At 64.0% G+C, this 19,456-nt stretch carries 17 protein-coding genes; 15 read left to right on the top strand and 2 right to left on the bottom strand.

Annotated elements, in window-relative coordinates; genetic code table 11:
* The first annotated feature begins 16 nt into the window (after nt 1–16).
* The 6 genes from LOY22_RS14540 to cysC all read left to right on the top strand — a co-directional run bounded on the left by LOY22_RS14540 (nt 17) and on the right by cysC (nt 6,826).
* Nucleotides 17–1,498 (top strand): coniferyl aldehyde dehydrogenase, encoded by a 1,482-nt coding sequence (locus tag LOY22_RS14540; RefSeq protein WP_213604300.1) that lies wholly within the window; start codon nt 17–19, stop codon nt 1,496–1,498.
* Between the two features lie 2 nt (nt 1,499–1,500).
* Entirely contained in the window at nt 1,501–2,712 is a 1,212-nt protein-coding gene (locus LOY22_RS14535; RefSeq protein ID WP_052676522.1) for an aminotransferase class I/II-fold pyridoxal phosphate-dependent enzyme, read from the top strand.
* A 38-nt stretch (nt 2,713–2,750) separates the two neighbouring features.
* The gene (locus LOY22_RS14530) at nt 2,751–3,914 is read left to right on the top strand and encodes a sulfotransferase (protein ID WP_093382123.1); all 1,164 of its coding nucleotides are present in this window, start codon (nt 2,751–2,753) and stop codon (nt 3,912–3,914) included.
* 71 nt (nt 3,915–3,985) lie between these two features.
* On the top strand, nt 3,986–5,344 hold the full coding sequence (locus LOY22_RS14525) for a DUF1254 domain-containing protein (protein ID WP_176794251.1): 1,359 nt from the start codon (nt 3,986–3,988) through the stop codon (nt 5,342–5,344).
* A 5-nt stretch (nt 5,345–5,349) separates the two neighbouring features.
* Entirely contained in the window at nt 5,350–6,147 is a 798-nt protein-coding gene (locus LOY22_RS14520) for an SDR family oxidoreductase (RefSeq protein WP_045198203.1), read from the top strand.
* 67 nt (nt 6,148–6,214) lie between these two features.
* Complete coding sequence (cysC, locus tag LOY22_RS14515; RefSeq protein ID WP_045198205.1) at nt 6,215–6,826, top strand: adenylyl-sulfate kinase; 612 nt, start codon at nt 6,215–6,217, stop codon at nt 6,824–6,826.
* A gap of 12 nt (nt 6,827–6,838) precedes the next feature.
* Here the strand turns inward: cysC and LOY22_RS14510 are convergent, their stop codons facing one another.
* Nucleotides 6,839–7,051, bottom strand: coding sequence for a hypothetical protein (locus LOY22_RS14510; protein WP_038994976.1), 213 nt, complete (start codon nt 7,049–7,051; stop codon nt 6,839–6,841).
* An 11-nt stretch (nt 7,052–7,062) separates the two neighbouring features.
* Nucleotides 7,063–8,490 carry a cytochrome-c oxidase, cbb3-type subunit I gene (ccoN, locus tag LOY22_RS14505; protein ID WP_045198209.1) on the bottom strand — a complete coding sequence of 476 codons (1,428 nt, stop codon included), beginning with the start codon at nt 8,488–8,490 and terminating at the stop codon, nt 7,063–7,065.
* Between the two features lie 451 nt (nt 8,491–8,941).
* Between ccoN and LOY22_RS14500 the strand changes: the two genes are divergently transcribed.
* From LOY22_RS14500 to LOY22_RS14460, 9 genes are all read left to right on the top strand, one after another.
* A complete protein-coding gene (locus LOY22_RS14500) occupies nt 8,942–10,570 on the top strand; it encodes a phosphopantetheine-binding protein (protein WP_258593661.1) in 1,629 nt (542 codons plus the stop codon).
* Complete coding sequence (locus LOY22_RS14495) at nt 10,557–12,134, top strand: class I adenylate-forming enzyme family protein (RefSeq protein WP_093382133.1); 1,578 nt, start codon at nt 10,557–10,559, stop codon at nt 12,132–12,134. Before LOY22_RS14500 ends, LOY22_RS14495 begins: the two co-directional genes overlap by 14 nt.
* A 45-nt stretch (nt 12,135–12,179) precedes the next feature.
* Nucleotides 12,180–13,106, top strand: a complete 927-nt coding sequence (locus tag LOY22_RS14490; RefSeq protein ID WP_213604303.1) for an alpha/beta fold hydrolase — start codon at nt 12,180–12,182, stop codon at nt 13,104–13,106.
* A gap of 12 nt (nt 13,107–13,118) precedes the next feature.
* Entirely contained in the window at nt 13,119–13,802 is a 684-nt protein-coding gene (gene rpe / locus LOY22_RS14485) for a ribulose-phosphate 3-epimerase (RefSeq protein WP_045198215.1), read from the top strand.
* Nucleotides 13,803–13,846: 44 nt separating this feature from the next.
* Nucleotides 13,847–14,923, top strand: a complete 1,077-nt coding sequence (hemE, locus tag LOY22_RS14480) for a uroporphyrinogen decarboxylase (RefSeq protein ID WP_093382136.1) — start codon at nt 13,847–13,849, stop codon at nt 14,921–14,923.
* The gene (locus LOY22_RS14475; RefSeq protein ID WP_038994982.1) at nt 14,916–15,344 is read left to right on the top strand and encodes a MarR family winged helix-turn-helix transcriptional regulator; all 429 of its coding nucleotides are present in this window, start codon (nt 14,916–14,918) and stop codon (nt 15,342–15,344) included. The genes hemE and LOY22_RS14475 overlap by 8 nt, the downstream gene beginning before the upstream one ends.
* 104 nt (nt 15,345–15,448) lie before the next feature.
* Entirely contained in the window at nt 15,449–15,955 is a 507-nt protein-coding gene (locus LOY22_RS14470; RefSeq protein WP_123566874.1) for a sigma-70 family RNA polymerase sigma factor, read from the top strand.
* Entirely contained in the window at nt 15,952–16,926 is a 975-nt protein-coding gene (locus LOY22_RS14465; RefSeq protein WP_093382141.1) for a FecR domain-containing protein, read from the top strand. Before LOY22_RS14470 ends, LOY22_RS14465 begins: the two co-directional genes overlap by 4 nt.
* 87 nt (nt 16,927–17,013) lie before the next feature.
* Nucleotides 17,014–19,455, top strand: coding sequence for a TonB-dependent siderophore receptor (locus tag LOY22_RS14460; RefSeq protein ID WP_258593654.1), 2,442 nt, complete (start codon nt 17,014–17,016; stop codon nt 19,453–19,455).
* Nucleotide 19,456 lies beyond the last annotated feature (1 nt).

Here is a 19,456-nt window from a genome sequence, read left to right as displayed (position 1 = left end):
AAGGCAGGTGATGGACATGAACCATTCGATTTCCAGTGTTGCCGACCCGGCCCAGGTGCGCCCTGTGTCCTTGAGTGATCAGCCACAGGCGCCAGCCTCGGCGCTGCAGGCGATTTTCGAGCAACAGACGGCAGCCTTTCTCGAACAGCCGATGCCCAGCCTTGAGGAGCGCCTGCGCGCGCTGGACGACCTCGAGCAACTGGTGCGCAGCCACATCCCGCAGATCCAGGCGGCGCTGGACAAGGACTTCGGCCACCGCTGCGAAGAAGAAACGCTGATGGCCGAGATCGTCGGCAGCCTCAAGGCCTGCACCTACGCCAAGCGTCATCTGAAGCGCTGGATGAAACGCCGGCGCTGCGCGGTGGACATCAACTTCAAGCCCGCCCGCGCCTGGGTGATGCCGCAGCCGCTGGGGGTAGTGGGAGTCATGTCGCCGTGGAACTACCCGTTTGGCCTGGTGATCAAGCCGCTGATCGCCGCATTGGCCGCCGGCAACCGGGTAATGATCAAGCCCAGCGAAATGGCCCCGGCAGTCGGCCGCCTGCTGCAGGTGATGCTGGCCAAGGCCTTCAAGCCGTCGCACGTGTGCGTGGTCGAAGGCGACCAGCAACTGGCCCGGCAGTTTACTGAACTTGCCTTCAACCACCTGCTGTTTACCGGCAGCACTTCGGTCGGCAAGCAGGTGATGGCGGCCGCGGCGGCCAACCTCACGCCGCTGACCCTGGAGCTGGGCGGCAAGTCGCCGGTGATCATCGACGAGCACTTCGACATGCGGCGCGCAGTCAAGTCGATCGTGACCGGCAAGCTGCTCAATGCCGGGCAAACCTGTACCGCACCGGACTACGTGTTGGTGCCCAAGGCGCGCCAGGCCGAGTTCGTCGAGGCGTTCAGCGCGCAGGTCCGGCACATGTACCCCGACCCGCTGCACAGCCCGGATTACACCAGCATCATCAACAGCCGCCACTTCGAGCGCCTGCAGGGTTACTGCGACGATGCCATTGGCCGTGGGGCGCAGCAGCACCCGGTGTACCCGCAGCAGCTGTCTTGCGCGCAGAGCCGCAGGTTGTTGCCGACGCTGCTGATCGACCCGCCCGAGGATGCGCGGATCATGCAGGACGAGATCTTCGGCCCGCTGCTGATTGTCGTGCCTTACGAGCAGCTTTCCAGCGCCGTTGGCTACATCAACCAGCGCCCGCGGCCACTGGCCCTGTATGTGTTCACCGACGACCATAACGTCGAGGACTACGTGCTCAAAAGCACAGTGGCCGGTGGCGTGACCATCAATGACACGCTGCTGCACTACACCCAGGAATCGCTGCCGTTCGGCGGCGTCGGCAACAGCGGCTTCGGTGCCTATCACGGCGAACGCGGGTTCCAGGCCTTCAGCCATTTCAAGCCGGTGTTCCGCCAGTCGCGCATCAACTTCCTCGATGCGGTGCGCGCGCCCTATACCAGCAGTTCACGCTGGTTCCTGAAGAAAATGATCGGGATGGCCTGACCATGAACGCACCCCTGCACACTTCTAACCCGGCGCGCGTGCCTGACTGGTACGTCGAGCACATGCGCCCGGCTTGCGAGTTCGTCGCCAGCCTCGACCCGTTCCCGTTCTGCCAGCCGAGCGACCTGAGCGGCTACATCGCCTTGCACCAGAACGACTACCTGCGCCTGGGCAATCACCCGGCCGTGAGTGCCGCCCGCGCCGGGGCCAATGCCCAGTTGCGCGACGAGTCGTTCATGTCGAGCATCTTTGGCGGCAGCGCCGATGAGTGCGAGGCGTTCCGCGCGCAGATGGCCCGCTGCATGCGCGCCGACGACGCGATTCTGACCACCTCCGGCTGGGCCGCCAACGTCGGCCTGCTCGAGGCGATCACGCCGCTGTTCAAGCCGGTGTACATCGACAGGCATGCCCATGCGTCGCTGTATGACGGCATCAAGTTGTCGCTGGGCAAGAAGATCGTCATCGAACACAACGACACCGACGATCTGCTGCGCCGGCTGGAGAAGAACGGCCCGGGCATCGTCGTCATCGATGCGGTGTACAGCACCGACGGCTCGATCGGCGACATCCGCCGCTACCTGGAAATCTGCGAAGCCCACGAGTGCCTGCTGGTGCTCGACGAGGCGCATTCCTTCGGCATGTTCGGCAATGGCGGCGGGCTGGCGGTGGAACTGGGCCTGGCCGAACGCGTGCACTTTCGCACGGTGAGCCTGAACAAGGCGCTGGGCGGGCACGGCGGGCTGATTGCCGGCAATGCCCAAGCCATGCAGCTGGTGCGCGCTGGCTGTCGCTCGGTGATTTTCAGCTCTGCCACCTCCAGCGTCTCGGCGGCGGGGCACCTGGCTGCGCTGAACATCATCATGCACCAACCCGAGCGCGCCCGGCGCTGCCTGGACAACGCCAGCGAGTTTCGCCGCCAGTTGCAGGAGGCCGGGGTGGCGGTGGGCGACAGCCAGTGCCAGATCGTCTCGCTGTTTTTCGACGACGAACAGCAAGCCTGCGTGTTCTACGGCAAGTTGCAGCAGCGCGGGGTGTTGACCTCGGTGTTCCTGCAGCCGGCAATCCCGGCGGGCATGGGTGTGGTGCGCTATTCGATCCACTCCCAGCTCAGCGCCGCGGAGCTGGACAAGGCGGTCGCCGCCACCCTGCAAACCCTGATGGAAATGGACCTGCTCGATGCACCGCAGGCCAGCGCGCAACAGCGCGAAGGCTGAGCGTGTCTGCGCATAACTATAAAAACAAGGGAGTCATCATGAGCGATAAGAAACAAGGCAAGCTGTCGGTGCATCCGTACATCGGCGGCAGTGCCAGCAACCTGATCCGCAATGTCATCAAGCATGGCGGCGTCAGCCGCGACAAGCTGGCGACCTTCACCCTGACACTGTGCGGCACGGCGCTGACCTTGCCGCTGCGCCTGGTGGAAACCCTGCGGTTCAACAAGGCCATCGAGCGCAGCCGCCTGCAGGAAGACCCGATCTTCATCCTCGGCCACTGGCGCAGCGGCACCACCCATTTGCACAACGTCATCAGCCAGGACAAGCGCCTGGGCTACCTGACCACCCTGCAGGCAATTTTCCCTACCTGCGCGGTGATCCTCAGCCGCCACAAGCTGCTCAAACGCATGGTTGCCAGCCTGCTGCCGGCGCAGCGGATGATGGACAACATGAAGATCGGCGTCGACCTGCCCCAGGAAGAAGAATTCAGCCTGTCGTGCCTGATGACCACCTCGCACCACTGCAACCACTTTCCGCGCACCATCCGCGAAAGTTTCGACAAGTACGTGCTGTTCCAGACCAGCCCCGACGAGGTGGCGAACTGGGAAAAGGTCTACCAGCAGGTGATCAAGAAGGCCTCGTTCCTGGCCAACGGCAAGCGCCTGGTGCTGAAGAACCCCTACAACACCGCACGGATTCCGACGCTGCTCAAGCTCTATCCCAATGCCAAGTTCATTCATATTTCGCGCAACCCCTACAACATCTATGTCTCGGCGCTGCATGACTTCGTCAAGGAAGCCGAGGAAATGGCCTTGCAAGAGTTCACCAACGAGGACTTTTCCGAGCTCTGCTACAGCCTGTACGGGAAGATCATGAATGCCTATTGGGATGCGCGCGACCTGGTGCCGCCGGGCAACCTGGTCGAGGTGAGTTACGAGGACTTCGACGAAGACCCGCTCAACGAAGTCAAGCGCATCTACCAGACCCTCGACCTGCCGCTCGAGCCTGCCGTGCTCAAGGACATCGAGGCCTACCTGGCATCGATCGCCGGCTACAAGAAGAACAAATACACCTACAGCGAGCAGCAGGCCCGGGCCATCGAGGCCAACTGGGGCTTTGCCCTGGAAAAAATGAAATACAGCCTGCCGCCCGACATCGTCGTCGATAACAGCCGCGACTGGTCCTGCGACATGAACTACTGAGTGCCCTGGTTCACCCGTCAATGTCCGCGTGGGCCACAGGCTCACCCCTCTATAGCGCAGGAAGTGTGTTCATGAGCATGGCTGAAGATATCCACCAAACGGTTGCCCAGGGTCAGCAGGACTGGGCGTTCAGTGTCGGTGTGCAACTGGTGGTCTGGGGGCTGCCGATCGTCGAGTGCTGGAAGTATCGCCTGGGCAAGGTGGTCGGCCACGGCGCGCAAGCGCAGGGGCAGGCGATCAACGCCTTCCAGCATATGCGTAGCCTGTCGACCCGGGCGTCGAGCAAGTTCGTCAACTCGGCCACCGATTTTCTCTATTCAACCGCGGTACTGGATTTGCACCAGGGCCCGCTGGTACTCACGGCGCCAGATTTCCAGGAGCGCTGGTATGGCCTGCAGGTGCTCGATCCGTACATGGAGACCCTGGCCAACCTCGGCACCCGCACCTATGGCCGACAACTGCCCAGCGTGGTGATTGCCAACCGTCGCGATCAGCATCGGGTGCCGGCGCAGGCCACGGTGATCTACAGCGACAGCGACTTTCTGTATGTGGTCGGGCGCATTGCCGCAGGCGATCATGAAGACCTGAGCGCGGTTAACGCCCTGCAGGACGGCCTGCGCCTGACACCGCTGCATGGCGCCGACCACCCGGGCTTTGACCTCGCGCAGGTTACCCCGGGGTCTTGTGCGCCGCTGCGCGCGGGCGATTCCAGTTGCCCGGCGGAGCTGGCGTTCTTCGAAGAGCTGGGCGCGGTGCTCAAGTTCGTCCCGCCCAGCGCCAGCGAAGGCATGTTGCTCGGGCTGATGGCAGACGTCGGTATCAGCGTTGAAAACGGCTTCGCCCACCAGAGCCTGGCACCTGCAGTGCGCGAAGGCCTGGCGCGCGCGGTGGTGCAAGCCACGGCGATCCTGCAAGGCAAGGTGTTCGAGCGCGGCGAGCTGAACAACGGCTGGAAGTTGCCGGGGGCGATCGGTAACTACGGCCATGACTACATCCTGCGGGCGCTGGTGTCGTTGCACGGCATCTGGGCCAACGTAGCGGAAGAAAGCCTGTACTTCATGGCCTGGACGGATTGCGAAGGCAACCTGCTGCATGGCGACAACCAGTATGAAATCCGCTTTGAAGCCGGGCAGTTGCCGCCGGTTGAAGCCTTCTGGTCGATCAGCTACTACGACGACCAGGGCCGCCTGACCGACAACCCGCAGGACAAGTACACGGTCAATTCGCTGTATCACCAGTTGCAGGCCAATGCCGATGGCTCGACCTCGGTGTTCATTGGCAAGGCGCCGGTTGCGCCGCCGTTCGCGGGGAACTGGCTGCCTTCGCACAGCGGCTACTTCAACCTCAACCTGCGCTGCTACAACCCGGGGCCAGCCTTGCTCTCGGGCCAGTACCGGGTGGCGCCGATCGTCCGCATACAGGGGCAGTGAAGCCGATGAACAAGATCGCATTGATTACCGGCGGCTCATCCGGCCTGGGCCTGGAGCTGGCCGGGCAACTGGCCAGAAAAGGCTATGACGTGCTGCTGCTGGCCCGCGACGAGGGCCGGCTGCAGGCGGCCAAGGCCAGCCTTGAGGCGCTGAACAGCCGGATCAACGTGCACACCTTCGTCTGTGATGTTGCCGACGAACAGGCCATGTGCAGCACCTTTGCCACGATCAGCCGGCGCTTTGAGGCCATCGACTTTCTGATCGTCAACGCGGCGATTGCCACCATCGACCTGCTGGGCGATTACAAGAGCCTGCAGGAGGTCAACCGCAACCTGAAGATCAACCTGCTCGGCGCGGTGTCGTCCACCTACCTGGGCATCCCCTTGCTGCGCCGCGGCGCCCATGTGCTGTTCATCTCATCGGGCTTTGGCCTGGTGGGCGCGGCCGGTTATTCGTTGTACGCCGCCTCCAAGGGCGGCCTGAACAACTTTGCCGATGCCATCCGCCGCGAGCTGTTACCGCGCCAGGTGCACGTGCACCTGGCCTGCCTGGGCGACCTGGACACGCCGATGTACGCCGGTGAGCTTGAGCATATGCCGGCCTGGATCAAGGCCAAGATGGGCCGTGGCAAGCCGATGCCCGCAGGCCAGGCGGCCGCGGCGATTCTCAAGGGCTGCTTCAGGCGCCAGTTTCGCATCAACCTGTCCAGTGACGTGAAGCTGCTGATTCTGGTGCAGAAGTTGTTACCGCAAAAACTGTCTACCTATGTCATCGACCGGGTGCTGCCGTTCCCGCCGGTTTGAACCGCCGGGCAGCCGATGACACAGCGTGAAGTGGAACTTCAACCGTTATTGCATGAGGTCGATGGACATGGGAAAAGTCGGAACCAATATCGTCTGGCATCCACAAGCGGTCGAGAAGCAGGCACGGGCCAGGCTCAAGCGGCAAAAGCCGTGCATTATCTGGCTCACTGGGTTGAGCGGGGCAGGCAAGTCGACCATCGCCAATGCACTGGATCAGTTTTTGATCGACCAGGGCTTCCATACCTACTTGCTCGATGGCGACAACGTCCGCCACGGGCTGAACAAGGACCTGGGCTTCAGCGAAGCCGACCGCATCGAGAACATCCGCCGCGTGGGTGAGGTCTCGCGCTTGTTTGTCGATGCCGGGGTGATTGTGCTGTGCTCGTTCATCTCGCCGTTTTGCGCCGATCGCCAGCTGGTGCGCGAGCTGGTCAAGGGCGACGAGTTTGTCGAGGTCTACGTCAAGGCCAGTGTGGCCACTTGCGAGCAGCGCGATGTGAAGGGCTTGTACAAGAAGGCCCGGGCCGGGCAGATCAAGAACTTCACCGGGATCGACTCACCCTATGAGGCGCCGCAGCAGCCGGAGCTGCTGCTGGACACCGAAAGCCAGGATGTCGACGCCTGCGTCGCGCAGCTGGTGGCAGTGCTGCGCGGGCAGGGCTACCTGGGCGCCTTCTGAGCCCGGCGCGGTTCAGGCCTTGAGGGCCGCATCCGGCGCCACTGCCGGCACCGGCTTGCCGGTGGCGGCCTCGACCCGGCGGGCCACCGCCGGGTCATCGGCGAAGGGTATCAGGCTGGCCTGATCGTCCACTTCGCCGCTGTGACGCTGCAGGCAGGCGCTGGTGACCAGGTAGAAGAACAGTACGCCGCTCAGGCAATACAGTGCATACAGCCAGTCATCCATGGTCGGGCCTCCTAGGCCAGGCTGGCGTTGTTCAGCGCCAGTTTTTCATCGGCCACACGCACGGTGCGCCAGGTGTTGTAGGCCATCAGCAGCATGCCGCTCAAGAAGCACACGCCGCCGACAAAGCGCACGATAAAGCCCGGGTGGCTGGCCACCAGCGCCTCGACGAACGAGTAGGTGAGGGTGCCGTCGTCGTTGGTGGCGCGCCACATCAGGCCCTGGGCAATGCCGTTGACCCACATCGAGGCGATGTACAGCACAGTGCCGATGGTGGCCAGCCAGAAGTGCAGGTTGATCAGGCCGACGCTGTACATCTGCTCGCGGCCGAACACTTTCGGGATCATGTGGTATAGCGAACCGAAGGTGATCATCGCCACCCAGCCCAGGGCACCGGCGTGTACGTGGCCGATGGTCCAGTCGGTGTAGTGCGAGAGGGCGTTGACGGTCTTGATCGCCATCATCGGGCCTTCGAAGGTCGACATGCCGTAGAACGCCAGCGACAGCACCAGAAAGCGCAGGATCGGGTCGCTGCGCAGCTTATGCCAGGCGCCGGAGAGGGTCATCATGCCGTTGATCATGCCGCCCCAGCTGGGTGCCAGGAGGATCAGCGACATGGCCATGCCCAGCGATTGCGCCCAGTCGGGCAGGGCGGTGTAGTGCAAGTGGTGTGGGCCGGCCCAGATGTACAGGGTGATCAGCGCCCAGAAGTGCACGATCGACAGGCGATAGCTGTACACCGGGCGACCGACCTGCTTGGGCACGAAGTAATACATCATGCCGAGAAAGCCGGTGGTCAGGAAGAAGCCCACGGCGTTGTGGCCGTACCACCACTGGACCATGGCGTCGGTGGCCCCGGCGTACACCGGGTACGACTTGAACCAGCTGACCGGGATCGACAGGTGGTTGACCACGTGAAGCATGGCGATGACCACGATGAAGGCGCCGAAGAACCAGTTGCCGACGTAGATGTGCTTGGCCTTGCGGCGCATCAGGGTGGCGAAGAAGACGATGCCGTAGGCGACCCAGACGATGGCCATCCACACCGCGCCGGTGAATTCGATCTCGGCGTATTCCTTGGTGGTGGTCAGGCCCAGGGGCAGGCTTACCAGCATGATCACGATGGTCGCCTGCCAGCCCCAGAAGGTGAAGGCGGCAAGTTTGTCGCTGAACAGCCGCACCTGGCAGGTGCGCTGCACGGCGTAGTAACTGGCGGCAAATTGCGCGCTACCGGCAAAGCCGAAAATGACCAGGCTGGTGTGCAAGGGGCGCAGGCGGCCGAACGAGGTCCAGGGCAAGTCGAGGTTAAGTTCCGGCCAGACCAGTTGCGAGGCGATCCAGACGCCCATGGCCATGCCGACGATACCCCAGACCACCGTCATGATGACGAATTGCCGGACCACCTTGTAGTTATAGGCCTGCGCCTGTTGATGTGTGCTCATGGCTAGTTTCCACAGTTCCTGTATGGCTCGCCCTGCCGTGGGGCAGGGGCACAGGCGCAGACTCTAGGAAGCTGCCGACATACAAAACAGACTCAGAAACCTGTGTTAACACCGGATCAGATCAAACCCCCGTATTCATTGGCCAATATGGCACCTGTTATGGGCAAGCTGTAGTGAATTACTGCTGTTCTGCATTGATCGTGCCGGTAAATGCGTGTCGCTGTGTCGCAGCCAAAACCCCGTGGAATTATCTTGACATCACCGCAAATGCGGCCGCAGAATTTCACAAACTTTGCGCGCAAAGTTTTATGCCGGACGCCAGCACACGTCCGGCAGTGGTGCGCAACCAACCTTGACGCCATCCCGCTATTCGCCCCTGTAACGGTGCTTTCGAGCCGGGACGGGGTACGCGCGCAGCGGCGGCACACTATAAGAACGAAGGGAGCAACAGATGAAGCTTTCCAAGGAACTGGTCGTCCAGGCAAAAGCAACGTTCGGGACACCGACCTACCTCTACGATGAAGCCGTGCTGCGCAACAGTTTCAACGAGTTGCGCGATGCATTGCCGGACTGTGTGGACATCTTCTATGCGTTGAAGGTCAACCCGAACCTGTCCCTGGTAAAACTGATCCGCTCCTACGGCGGTAACACCGAAGTCTGCTCGCTGGGCGAGCTGGAAATTGCCCTCAAGGCCGGGGTCGACCCCCAGGACATCATTTTCCTCGGGCCCTATAAAAAGCCTGAAGAACACCGGCGCGCCCTGGAGGTCGGGGTGTTCGCCATCGTCGTCGAGTCCGAGACCGAGCTGCGCAAGCTCTCGGTCCTGGCCGGCGAGCTGAACTGCGTGGCGCCGGTGGCGATCCGCATCAACCCGAATTTCTCCGCCTCCGGCTCGCCGTGGAAGATGGGCGGGCGGCCGACCCACTTCGGTATCGAAGAAGACACCGCGGTGGCCAATTTCGGTGACTACGCAGCATTGCCCAACCTGAAGATCAAGGGCATTCACGTTTACAACGGCACCAAGATCCTCGATGCGCAATCGGTGTACGACAACGCCAAGTACATCCTCGGCCTGTTCCGCAGCCTGACCCGGCGCTACAACCTGGACATGAGCATGGTCGATGTCGGTGGCGGCCTGGGCATCAAGTACTACGAGAACGAGAACGAACTCGACACCCGCCAGCTCAAGCAACTGCTGGCGCCGCTGTTCGAAGCCTTCAACCAGCAGTTCCCGCAGACCCGCATCATCGTCGAGTCCGGGCGTTTTATCGCCGGCAAGTGCGGCGCCTTGCTGGTGACGGTCGACAACATCAAGGAAAACCACGGCAAGACCTTTGCCGTCACCGATGGCGGTACCAACTGCCATGGCGCCGCCGCCGGCAGCGGCCAGGTGCTCAAGCGCAACTTTCGTATCGTCCATGCCACCGGCAGCACCGGCGCACCGCTGCGCGAATACCATATCTCCGGGCCGCTCTGTAGCCCCGACGACCTGCTGGCCCGCGACCTGCAGATCGAAACCCTGCACGAGGGCGACATCCTCGCTGTCACCGCTTCCGGCGCCTATGGCCCGTCCGCATCGCCCACCCTGTTCCACAGCCATGGCCACCCGGCCGAGGTGATCGTCAGCAACGGCCAGCTGTTCCTCGCCCGCGCCCGGCAAACCGCCCTGGACATTCGCGACAGCCATGCCGACGTACCACTGTCGGCCATGCTCGGCGCCGCACCGGCACCGGCACCGGCACCGGCACCGGCACCGGCACCCGGCGAGCCGACGCCGATCGCCCAGGCCGCGACCCAGCGCCAGCTTGGCGAGATCCTGCGGGTGGTGCTGAAGCTGCCGGAAAACACCGTGATCAGCGCCGACTCGCACCTGCGCGACGACCTCGGCCTGGACTCGCTGACCTCGATGGAGCTGCTGGTCAACCTCGAAGACGACATCGAAGGCTTCTTCGTCAATCCCGACACCATCGCCCCGGGCCACTTCAACACCGTGGCGACCCTGGCGGGCTACATCGACGCTCATCGTCAACCGGCGGTCGCGCGCCGGTCGCGTACCGAGGTGCAGCATGAAGGCGTCTGACGTCCTCCTGCAGCAGGTGCTGGAAACCCCCAACGGCCTGCACCCGGACAAAGCGGCGATCATCTACGCCGATGAAACCTACACCTACGCCCAGCTCGATGAAGCCAGCGGGCGCCTGGCCGCCGGCCTGCAGGTCAATGGCCTGCTGCGCCAGGAACGCGTGGTGGTGTGCCTGGGCAACCGGGTCGAAACCGTTTGTGCCTTCTGGGGCGTGCTGCGGGCCGGCGGGGTGATGGTCAACGTCGGCCTGGAAACCCCGGCCGACAGCCTCGACTACATCATTCGCGATGCCGAGGCCTCGGTGCTGATCACCACCTCGGAGAAATTCGCCAGCCTGGCGCCCGGCACCGCCGGGCTGAGCTACCTCAAGGCCATTGTATTGCTCGACGGCGAAGCCGACGCAGCCGATACCCACACGCTTGAAAGCCTGCTGGGGCAGGGCGCCGGCATTCCGCTGCCGTGCGGCAACCTTGACCTGGACCTGGCGGCGATCATCTACACCTCCGGCTCCACCGGCGCGCCCAAGGGCGTGATGCTCACCCACCGCAATATGCTCGCGGCGCTCAACTCGTTGCACACCTACCTGGGCTACCAGGCCAGCGACAATGTGCTGTGCTCGCTACCGCTGTCGTTCGACTACGGCCTGTACCAGATGATCATGGCCCTGAGCGCCGGGGCCACGCTGGTGCTGGAGAAGGAGTTCACCTGGCCGATCTTCCTGATCAAGAAGATCCGCCAGTACCAGGTCACGGTGATCCCGTTCGTGCCGACCATGCTCATGCTCCTGCACGAGTATGCGCACAAGCGCGAGGCGACCTTCCCGCAGGTACGCATGGTCACCAACACCGGCGCGGCCTTGAAGGCCAACCATATTGCGCAGATGAAGGGCCTGTTCCCCCAGGCGCTGATCTTCTCGATGTACGGCCTGACCGAGTGCAAGCGCTGCACCTACCTGCCGCCCGAGGACATCGACGACAAGCCGGGCAGTGTCGGCATCGCCATCCCCAACACCGAGCTGTGGCTGGTGGACGATGAGGGCCGGCGCATCGACACGCCGCATCAGGTCGGCCAGCTGGTGATTCGCGGCGCCACGGTGATGGCCGGCTATTGGCGCAACCCCCAGGCCACCGCGCAAAAACTCAAGCCGGGGCCGTACCCGGGGGAAAGCGTGCTGTACACCGGCGACTATTGCAGCCTCGACCAGGATGGCTACCTGTACTTCCAGGGGCGCATGGACCATATGATCAAGTCGCGCGGCATGAAGGTCAGCCCCAGCGAGGTCGAGAGCTTTCTGTATGCCATCGACGGTGTCGAAGCGGCGGCGGTGGTCGGTATCGAACATGCCTCGGTCGGCGAGGGGCTATGGGCGTTCGTCACCTTGGGCCAAGGTGTCAGCCTGAGTGCCGAGCACTTGCTCGAACGTTGCCGCCATGGCCTTGAAGCGCACAAGGTGCCGCTGTCGATCAGCATCGAGGGCAACCTGCCGCGCACCGCCAATGGCAAGTTCGACTTGCAGCAACTGCAACAGACAGCGCGCCATGCGCAACTGGCCGTGGCCGGTTGAGTGGCGCTTTTTTATCGGTGATTCAGGCATACAGGATGTGCGGATATGAGTCTGGGCAACAGAGGTCGCGAGCAATCGCTGGACGTCAACGGCAACCATTTCGCCTTGCGCATCTGGGGCAATGAGCGCGGCCACCCGGTGCTCGCCGTGCATGGCTGGCTGGACAACGCAGCGTCGTTCGAACGGATCGCGCCGCTGCTCGAGGACTGCTTCGTGGTCGCCCCGGACCTGGCCGGCCACGGCCGCTCCGAGCACCGTCGGGGTGACAGCGGCTATTACCTGTGGGAACACGCCGACGACATGAACGCCCTGATCGAGTGCCTGGGCTGGAAGCGTTTTTCGGTCCTGGGGCACTCCATGGGCACCGGGGTTGCATCGATTCTGGCGGCGATGAACAAGTCGATCGACAGCATGGTGTTCATCGACGGCATGGGCGCGCCCTTTACCATTGCCGAAGAAGACACCGTCGAGCACCTGAAAAAATCCCAGCGCCTGCTGCGCCTGGCCTTGCGTACCCGCTTGCATGGGTTTTCAGCGCCGCAATCGGCACAGTTTGGCAGCCTTGAAGCGGCCATCGGCGAGCGGCGCAACAGCATCGACGGCACCCTGTGCGCCGAGGGCGCGCGGCTGCTGGCCATGCGCGACCTGCTCAGTGTCGGCGACGGTTACCGCTGGCGCCACGACCCACGCCTGGTGCTGCCTGAGCCTATGCAACTGACCGAGCGCCAGGCCTGCGACTTTTTGCGCCAGATCAGCTGCCCGCTGCACCTGTTGCTCGGGCGCCAGGGGCTGTTTGCCGGTGCCCAGTTCGATAAAAGAAAAAACGCCTTGCCCTGGGCCACCCAGGTGCACTGGCATGAGGGCGGCCATCATTTTCACCTGGAGGAACCCGGCACGGCCTTGATCGCGCAGATCAACGCCGCGCTGCTTCAGCGTGAACCCGGGCCGCGGCAACGATTAGTCAATGAGTAATGGAGTACACCCGTGAAAGAGTTCTGGATTGCACCGTCGATTCTGGCGGCCGATTTCGCCCGCCTCGGCGCTGAAGCCGAGCAGGTACTGGCCGCCGGTGCCGATGTCATCCATATCGATGTGATGGATAACCACTATGTGCCCAACCTGACCATGGGCCCGCAGTTCTGCAAGGCCCTGCGCAGCCACGGGATCACCGCGCCGATTGACGTGCACCTGATGGTGACGCCGGTGGATGCGATGATCCAGGCCTTTGCCGAAGCCGGCGCCGACTACATCTCGATTCACCCCGAGGCGACCCTGCACCTGGACCGCTCGCTGCAACTGATCAAGGACCTGGGCTGCAAGGCGGGCCTGGTGTTCAACCCGGCCAGCGGCCTGGACGCCGCGCAATACGTGCTCGACAAGCTCGACCTGATACTGCTGATGTCGGTCAACCCGGGCTTTGGCGGACAGAAGTTCATCCCTGCGGTATTGCCCAAGATTGCCGCAGCGCGCAAGCTTATCGACGACAGTGGCCGGGCGATCCGTCTGGAGGTGGACGGCGGCGTCAACCTTGACACCATCGGCCAGGTGGCCGCCGCCGGCGCCGACATGTTCGTGGCCGGCACGGCGATTTTCGCCCAGGGCGATTACCGCGCCAGCATCGAGGCCTTGCGCCGCGAGATTGCCCACGCTTTGCCCAACCGCCACTGATAGGCGGTCTTTCCAACGATTCTCGCGAATCCAGTACGAGTTACCTGTCCTTGCACACTACAACCCTAATCAAGGCCTTGCTGCGTCAGCCGACAACGCATACGCCGGTCTGGCTGATGCGCCAGGCCGGGCGCTACCTGCCCGAGTACCGCGAGCTGCGGGGCCGGGCCGGGTCGTTCCTGAGCCTGGTGAAAACCCCGGACTACGCCACCGAAGCCACCTTGCAACCCTTGCGGCGTTTCAACCTGGATGCAGCCATCGTCTTTTCCGACATCCTCAGCGTGCCCGATGCCATGGGCCTGGGCCTGTATTTCGGCCATGGCGAAGGCCCGCGCTTTCGCCATCCGCTGCGTGACGAGCAGGCCATCAAGCGCCTGCGCGTGCCAGAGCCCGAAGCGCTGGACTACCTGTACCAGGCGGTGGCCCAGAGCCGCCGCGAGCTTGACCCCAAGGTGGCACTGCTCGGCTTTGCCGGCAGCCCCTGGACCCTGGCCTGCTACATGGTCGAAGGCGGCCCGCCGGGCGATTTCCAGCTGATCAAGAAGATGCTCTACCGCCGCCCGGAGCTGCTCCAGCGCATTCTCCAGGTCACCAGCCAGGCGGTGGCGGCCAGCCTCAATGCGCAGATCGAATCCGGTGCCCAGGCGCTGATGATCTTCGACACCTGGGGCGGGGTGCTGGCCGACGGCGCCTACCAGCGGTTTTCGCTGTTCTACATGCGCGAGGTGCTGGCGCGCCTGCACAAGACCCACCACGGCCAGCGCGTACCGTCGATCATCTACACCAAGGGCGGCAGCCCGTGGCTGGCGGAGATGGCCGACAGCGGCGCCGATGCCCTGAGCCTGGACTGGACCTGCGACCTGGGCATGGCCCGGCAACTGGTGGGTAACAGTGTTGCCCTGCAGGGCAACCTCGACCCCAGCGTGTTGCTGGGTGATGAGGCCTGTATCCGCCATGAAGTGCAGCGTACCCTGCAGGCCTTCGGGCCGCCCGCTGCGGGCTTTGGCCATGTGTTCAACCTGGGCCACGGGATTTCCCCGGCGACCTCGCCCGAGGCGGTGGCCACGCTGGTCAATGCCGTGCATGAACTGAGCCGTGTGCGCGGAGGTGCCTATGCTTGACCCGACCTTCGACTTCGACCGGATGCTGTGCTTCTCGCTGTACTCGACGGCCAACGCCATGGTTCGCGACTACGCCGAGCCGCTGAAAAAGCGCGGCGTGACCTACCCGCAACTGCTGGTGATGGCCGGCCTGTGGGGCCAGGACGATGTCTCGATCAGCGCCCTGAGCGAGCTGACCCTGTTCGACCTTGGCACCCTGACGCCGATCGTCAAACGCCTGGCCGACAACGGCTTCATCACCGTGTACCTCGACCCCAACGACCGTCGCCGGCGCAACCTGTTGCTGACCGACAAGGGCCGTGAGCTCAAGGCCGAGGCGGCGCAGGTGTTCAGCAACATGGCCTGCAAGATCGACCTGGGCGAGGGTGAGGTGGAGCAGGTGCTGGATGTTTGCCACCGGATCAGGGCGCGTTTGCGCTGAGCCCGCCGCGCGGGGCAAGTCCGCTTGCCCCGCGAAAGGGGATTGTGCAATCACTCCAGCATCATGATAATGAGAGTAATTACCATTAATGTGTGATCACCCTCGTGCCGAGCTCTGTCGACTCCAAGGCTATCGTCGCCCACCTCTACAGTGACCATCACCGCTGGCTGCGTGCCTGGCTGTACCGGCGGCTGAACTGCCCGGACGATGCCGCGGACCTGGCCCAGGACACCTTTGTGCGGGCCATGACCAGCAGCGCCTTGCCCGCCCTTGACCAGCCGCGGGCGTTTCTCGCCACTGTCGCCCGCCGCCTGCTGAGCAATCTGTTCCGCCGCCGGGCGCTGGAGCAGGCCTACCTCGACGAGCTGGCGAGCCTGCCCGAGCAGTGCATGCCTTCGGCTGAAGACGTGCTGCTGGTGCGTGAAGCCCTGGCTGAAATCGATCGCCTGCTTGACGGCCTGCCGACGCGGGTGCGCCATGGGTTCATCCTGCATCGTCTCGAAGGCCTGAGCCAGCCGGCCATCGCCGAGCACCTGGGGGTGTCGCTGGCGACGGTCGAGCGTGACCTGCGCCGGGCCTTCCTGCATTGCCTGAGCGCCAGGCCAGAATGAGCAGCACACCACTGGACCGCGCTACCCACGAAGCGGTGGACTGGCTGCTCAAGCTGGAGAATGCCCCGGCCGGCAGCCCTTTGCTGCTGGCCTTCAACACCTGGCTCAAGCAATCGCCCGGCCATCAGGCCGCCTGGCAGCGGGTCAACGCCTTGCTCGACGAACCCCTGGCCGACCTGCAGCAGGCCGAGCAGCGTAGCCCCGGCCAGTTGGCCATGGCCAGCCGCAGCCTGCGCGCCTTGCCGTCGCCGTCGCGGCGCAAGGCCCTGGGCGGCGGCCTGGCGATGCTGTTGCTGGGTTTGGGCGCCGGCGCGCTCGGCAATCGCATGACGCCACTGGGCGACCTGCTCGCCGACCTGCGCACCGGCACCGGCGAGCGGCGCACCTTCACCCTGGCCGATGGTTCGCGGCTGCGCCTGAATGCGCGCAGCGCGGTGGATGTGCGCTTCAGCGCCGGGCAGCGGCTGGTGCTGCTGCGCGACGGCGAGCTGCAAGCCGAGGTTGCTGCAGAGCCGGGCCGGCCCTTTGTCGTCGCCACCCGCGAAGGCCAGGTGCAGGCCCTGGGCACGCGCTTCAGCGTGCGCCAGGAACAACAGCAGAGCCTGGTCTCGGTGCAGCAGCACAGCGTGCTGCTCAGAAGCGGCAGTGCGCCCGCCTTGCGTGTGGAGGAGGGCCAGGCCTTTCGTTTTGATGGCCACGCCAGCCAGCCGCTGGCCGCGTCGCTGCGTACCCGGGCGAGCTGGACCGAGGGCCGCGTGGATGTGCGCGACGAACCCCTGGGCGAGCTGATCGAAGCCTTGCGCCCGTACCGCGCCGGGCTGCTGCGCATCAGCCCGCAGGCCGCGCAGGTGCGGGTCTATGGCAGCTTTCCGCTGGATGACAGCGAACGCACCTTGCGCTCCCTGGCCGAGACCTTGCCGATCCGGGTCGACAGTTTTGGTGGCTGGCTGACTCGCATCGATGTGATCTAAATAAAAATAATTGCGATTTCCTTGAGGGGGTTTGTTGCGTGGCGTGTCCTCGTTATCGACAACAACTTTGAACGAGCCAACCCCTCCATGCCCGACTCCATGATCCGTCCCAGCCTGCTGGCCCTTGCCATCGCCCTGGGCAGCGGCGCGCCGTTGTACGCCGTGGCGCAAACCGACAACAGCGTCAGCGCCAGCCAGCGCTTCGATATCCCGGCCGGCGACCTGGGCGAAGCCCTGAGCCGCATCGCCCGTCAGTCTGGGCGGGTGCTGTCGGTCAAGCCGGCGCTGCTGCAAGGCAAGCGCTCGGCGGCGGTCAGCGGCCAGTTCACGCCCGAGCAAGCGGCCAGCCAGGCCCTCAATGGCAGCGGCCTCAACCTCAATATCACCGCCGGCGGCACCTGGAGCCTGGTGCCGGCCGAGCACAGCGGGGCGCTGGAGCTGGGCCTGACCCAGATCGTCTCCAACGCCAGTGAAGACGCCTGGGGCCCGGTGCAGGGCTATGTGGCCAAACGCACCGGTACCGCGACCAAAACCGACACCTCGGTGCTGGAAGTGCCGCAGACCATCAACGTCATCACCCAGGATGAAATCTCGGCGCTGGGTTCGCAGACCGTTACCCAGGCCCTGCGCTACACCCCGGGCATTACCGGTGGCGGCTTCTCCGACCGGGTGGGGATTTTCGACGAACCGACCTCCCGCGGCTTCAGCCCGACGCCGCTGTACCTGGACGGCCTGCACCTGCCGTATGGCGGTGGCAGTACCGGTGGCGCCCTGCAGATCGACCCCTACGCGCTGGAGCGCATCGAGGTGATGAAGGGCCCGACCTCGGTGCTCTACGGCCAGAACCAGCCAGGCGGGCTGGTCAACATGGTCTCCAAGCGCCCGACCGCGACGCCGCTGCATGAGGTCAAGATCGGTGGCGGTAGCCAGGACCGCCGCTATGGCGCCTTCGACTTCGCCGGCCCGGTGGATGACCAGGGCGAGTACCAGTACCGGGTCACCGGCATGGGCCTGGATAAGAACGGCGAAATCGACTACGTCGAACAGCAGCGCTACATGATCGCCCCGAGCCTGACCTGGAGCCCCAACGAGCAGACCCGCCTGACCGTCTACGGCCATTACCAGCGCGACAACGGCGTACCCGAAGCCCAGGGCTTGCCGGCGGTGGGCACGGTGTTCGCCAGCGCCAACGGACGGATCAAGCGCAGCCGCTTCATCGGTGAACCGGGGGGCAACGCCTACGATCGCGAGCAGTACACCTTCGGCTACGAAGTCAGCCATGAGCTGGACGATGTCTGGACCCTCAAGCAGAACACCCGCTACGCCTACGTCGATGACAAGTTTCGGGCGCCATTGCACGGCTACGCTTTCGTGCCAAACCCGGTCACCGGCGCCGACGACCAGAGCGCCATGACCCGCTTTGGCGTCGACTGGGCCCAGCGCAACAAGGTGTTCGGCATCGATAACATGGCCCAGACCAAGTTCAATACCTTCGACCTCGCCCACACCCTGTTGATCGGCGTCGATTACTACCACTCCAACTCCCGATTCCTCGGCCTGTATGACCGCAATCCGCCGATCATCGACCTCTACAACCCGGTGTACGGCAAGCCCATGAACTTCGGCCAGCCGTTCAAATGGGACCGCACCATCAACCAGACCGGCCTGTACGTGCAGGATCAGCTCAAATGGGATAACTGGTTCCTGACCCTCGGTGGTCGCTATGACTGGGCCGAGGCCGATAACAAGGAGCCGCTCGCTGGCACCCATACCACTGTCAAGGACGAGAAATTCACCGGCCGCGCCGGCCTGGGCTACGCCTTCGACAATGGCGTCACGCCTTACCTCAGCTACTCCGAATCATTCCTGCCGCTTGCCGGCGCCGACTACGCCGGCAAAGCGTTCGAGCCGTCCACCGGCAAGCAGGTCGAGGCCGGTATCAAGTACCAGCCGCCTGGCCAGGACAGCTTCATCCAGCTCTCGGTGTACGAGATCAAGCAGCAGAACATCCTCACCGCCGATGTCGGCAACCCCGGCTTCAACAGCCAGGTCGGCGAGCTGCGTTCACGCGGTGTTGAGCTTGAGGGCAAGGCCAGCCTCAGCGACAACCTCGGCCTGATCGCCTCGGTGTCGCGCAACGACGTGGTCTACACCAAGGACAACGACGGCCGCGAAGGCCGTCATCCGTCCGGCACGCCGCCGATGACCGCAGCACTGTGGCTGGATTACCACTTCACCGGCGACACGCCGGTCGCCGGCCTCGGCATGGGCCTGGGTGCACGTTACGTGCGCGGTAGCGACGGCAGCGACTTTGCCGACGGGCATTTCAGTATCCCGTCCTACACCGTGTACGACGCCATGCTCTCCTACGACCTGCAGCAATCGCCGTTGCGCCTGAAGGGCGTGAAGGTGCAGATGAACCTGCAGAACCTCGAAGACAAGACCTACGTCAGCCGCTGCACCAGTGACGTGGACTGCTACTACGGCGAAGGGCGGACCATCACCACCGACCTGACCTACAACTGGTAAG

It is taken from the genome of Pseudomonas sp. B21-035, assembly GCF_024748945.1.
Classification (GTDB): Bacteria; Pseudomonadota; Gammaproteobacteria; order Pseudomonadales; family Pseudomonadaceae; genus Aquipseudomonas.
This window is presented reverse-complemented; position numbering and strand designations above follow the sequence as displayed.

Bases quoted from the DNA above. Each gene is read 5' to 3' on its own strand.
- LOY22_RS14540 (WP_213604300.1), top strand. From the start codon at position 17: ATGAACCATTCGATTTCCAGTGTTGCCGACCCGGCCCAGGTGCGCCCT.
- LOY22_RS14535 (WP_052676522.1), top strand. From the start codon at position 1,501: ATGAACGCACCCCTGCACACTTCTAACCCGGCGCGCGTGCCTGACTGG.
- LOY22_RS14530 (WP_093382123.1), top strand. From the start codon at position 2,751: ATGAGCGATAAGAAACAAGGCAAGCTGTCGGTGCATCCGTACATCGGC.
- LOY22_RS14525 (WP_176794251.1), top strand. From the start codon at position 3,986: ATGAGCATGGCTGAAGATATCCACCAAACGGTTGCCCAGGGTCAGCAG.
- LOY22_RS14520 (WP_045198203.1), top strand. From the start codon at position 5,350: ATGAACAAGATCGCATTGATTACCGGCGGCTCATCCGGCCTGGGCCTG.
- cysC (WP_045198205.1), top strand. From the start codon at position 6,215: ATGGGAAAAGTCGGAACCAATATCGTCTGGCATCCACAAGCGGTCGAG.
- LOY22_RS14510 (WP_038994976.1), bottom strand. From the start codon at position 7,051: ATGGATGACTGGCTGTATGCACTGTATTGCCTGAGCGGCGTACTGTTC.
- ccoN (WP_045198209.1), bottom strand. From the start codon at position 8,490: ATGAGCACACATCAACAGGCGCAGGCCTATAACTACAAGGTGGTCCGG.
- LOY22_RS14500 (WP_258593661.1), top strand. From the start codon at position 8,942: ATGAAGCTTTCCAAGGAACTGGTCGTCCAGGCAAAAGCAACGTTCGGG.
- LOY22_RS14495 (WP_093382133.1), top strand. From the start codon at position 10,557: ATGAAGGCGTCTGACGTCCTCCTGCAGCAGGTGCTGGAAACCCCCAAC.
- LOY22_RS14490 (WP_213604303.1), top strand. From the start codon at position 12,180: ATGAGTCTGGGCAACAGAGGTCGCGAGCAATCGCTGGACGTCAACGGC.
- LOY22_RS14475 (WP_038994982.1), top strand. From the start codon at position 14,916: ATGCTTGACCCGACCTTCGACTTCGACCGGATGCTGTGCTTCTCGCTG.
- LOY22_RS14465 (WP_093382141.1), top strand. From the start codon at position 15,952: ATGAGCAGCACACCACTGGACCGCGCTACCCACGAAGCGGTGGACTGG.
- LOY22_RS14460 (WP_258593654.1), top strand. From the start codon at position 17,014: ATGCCCGACTCCATGATCCGTCCCAGCCTGCTGGCCCTTGCCATCGCC.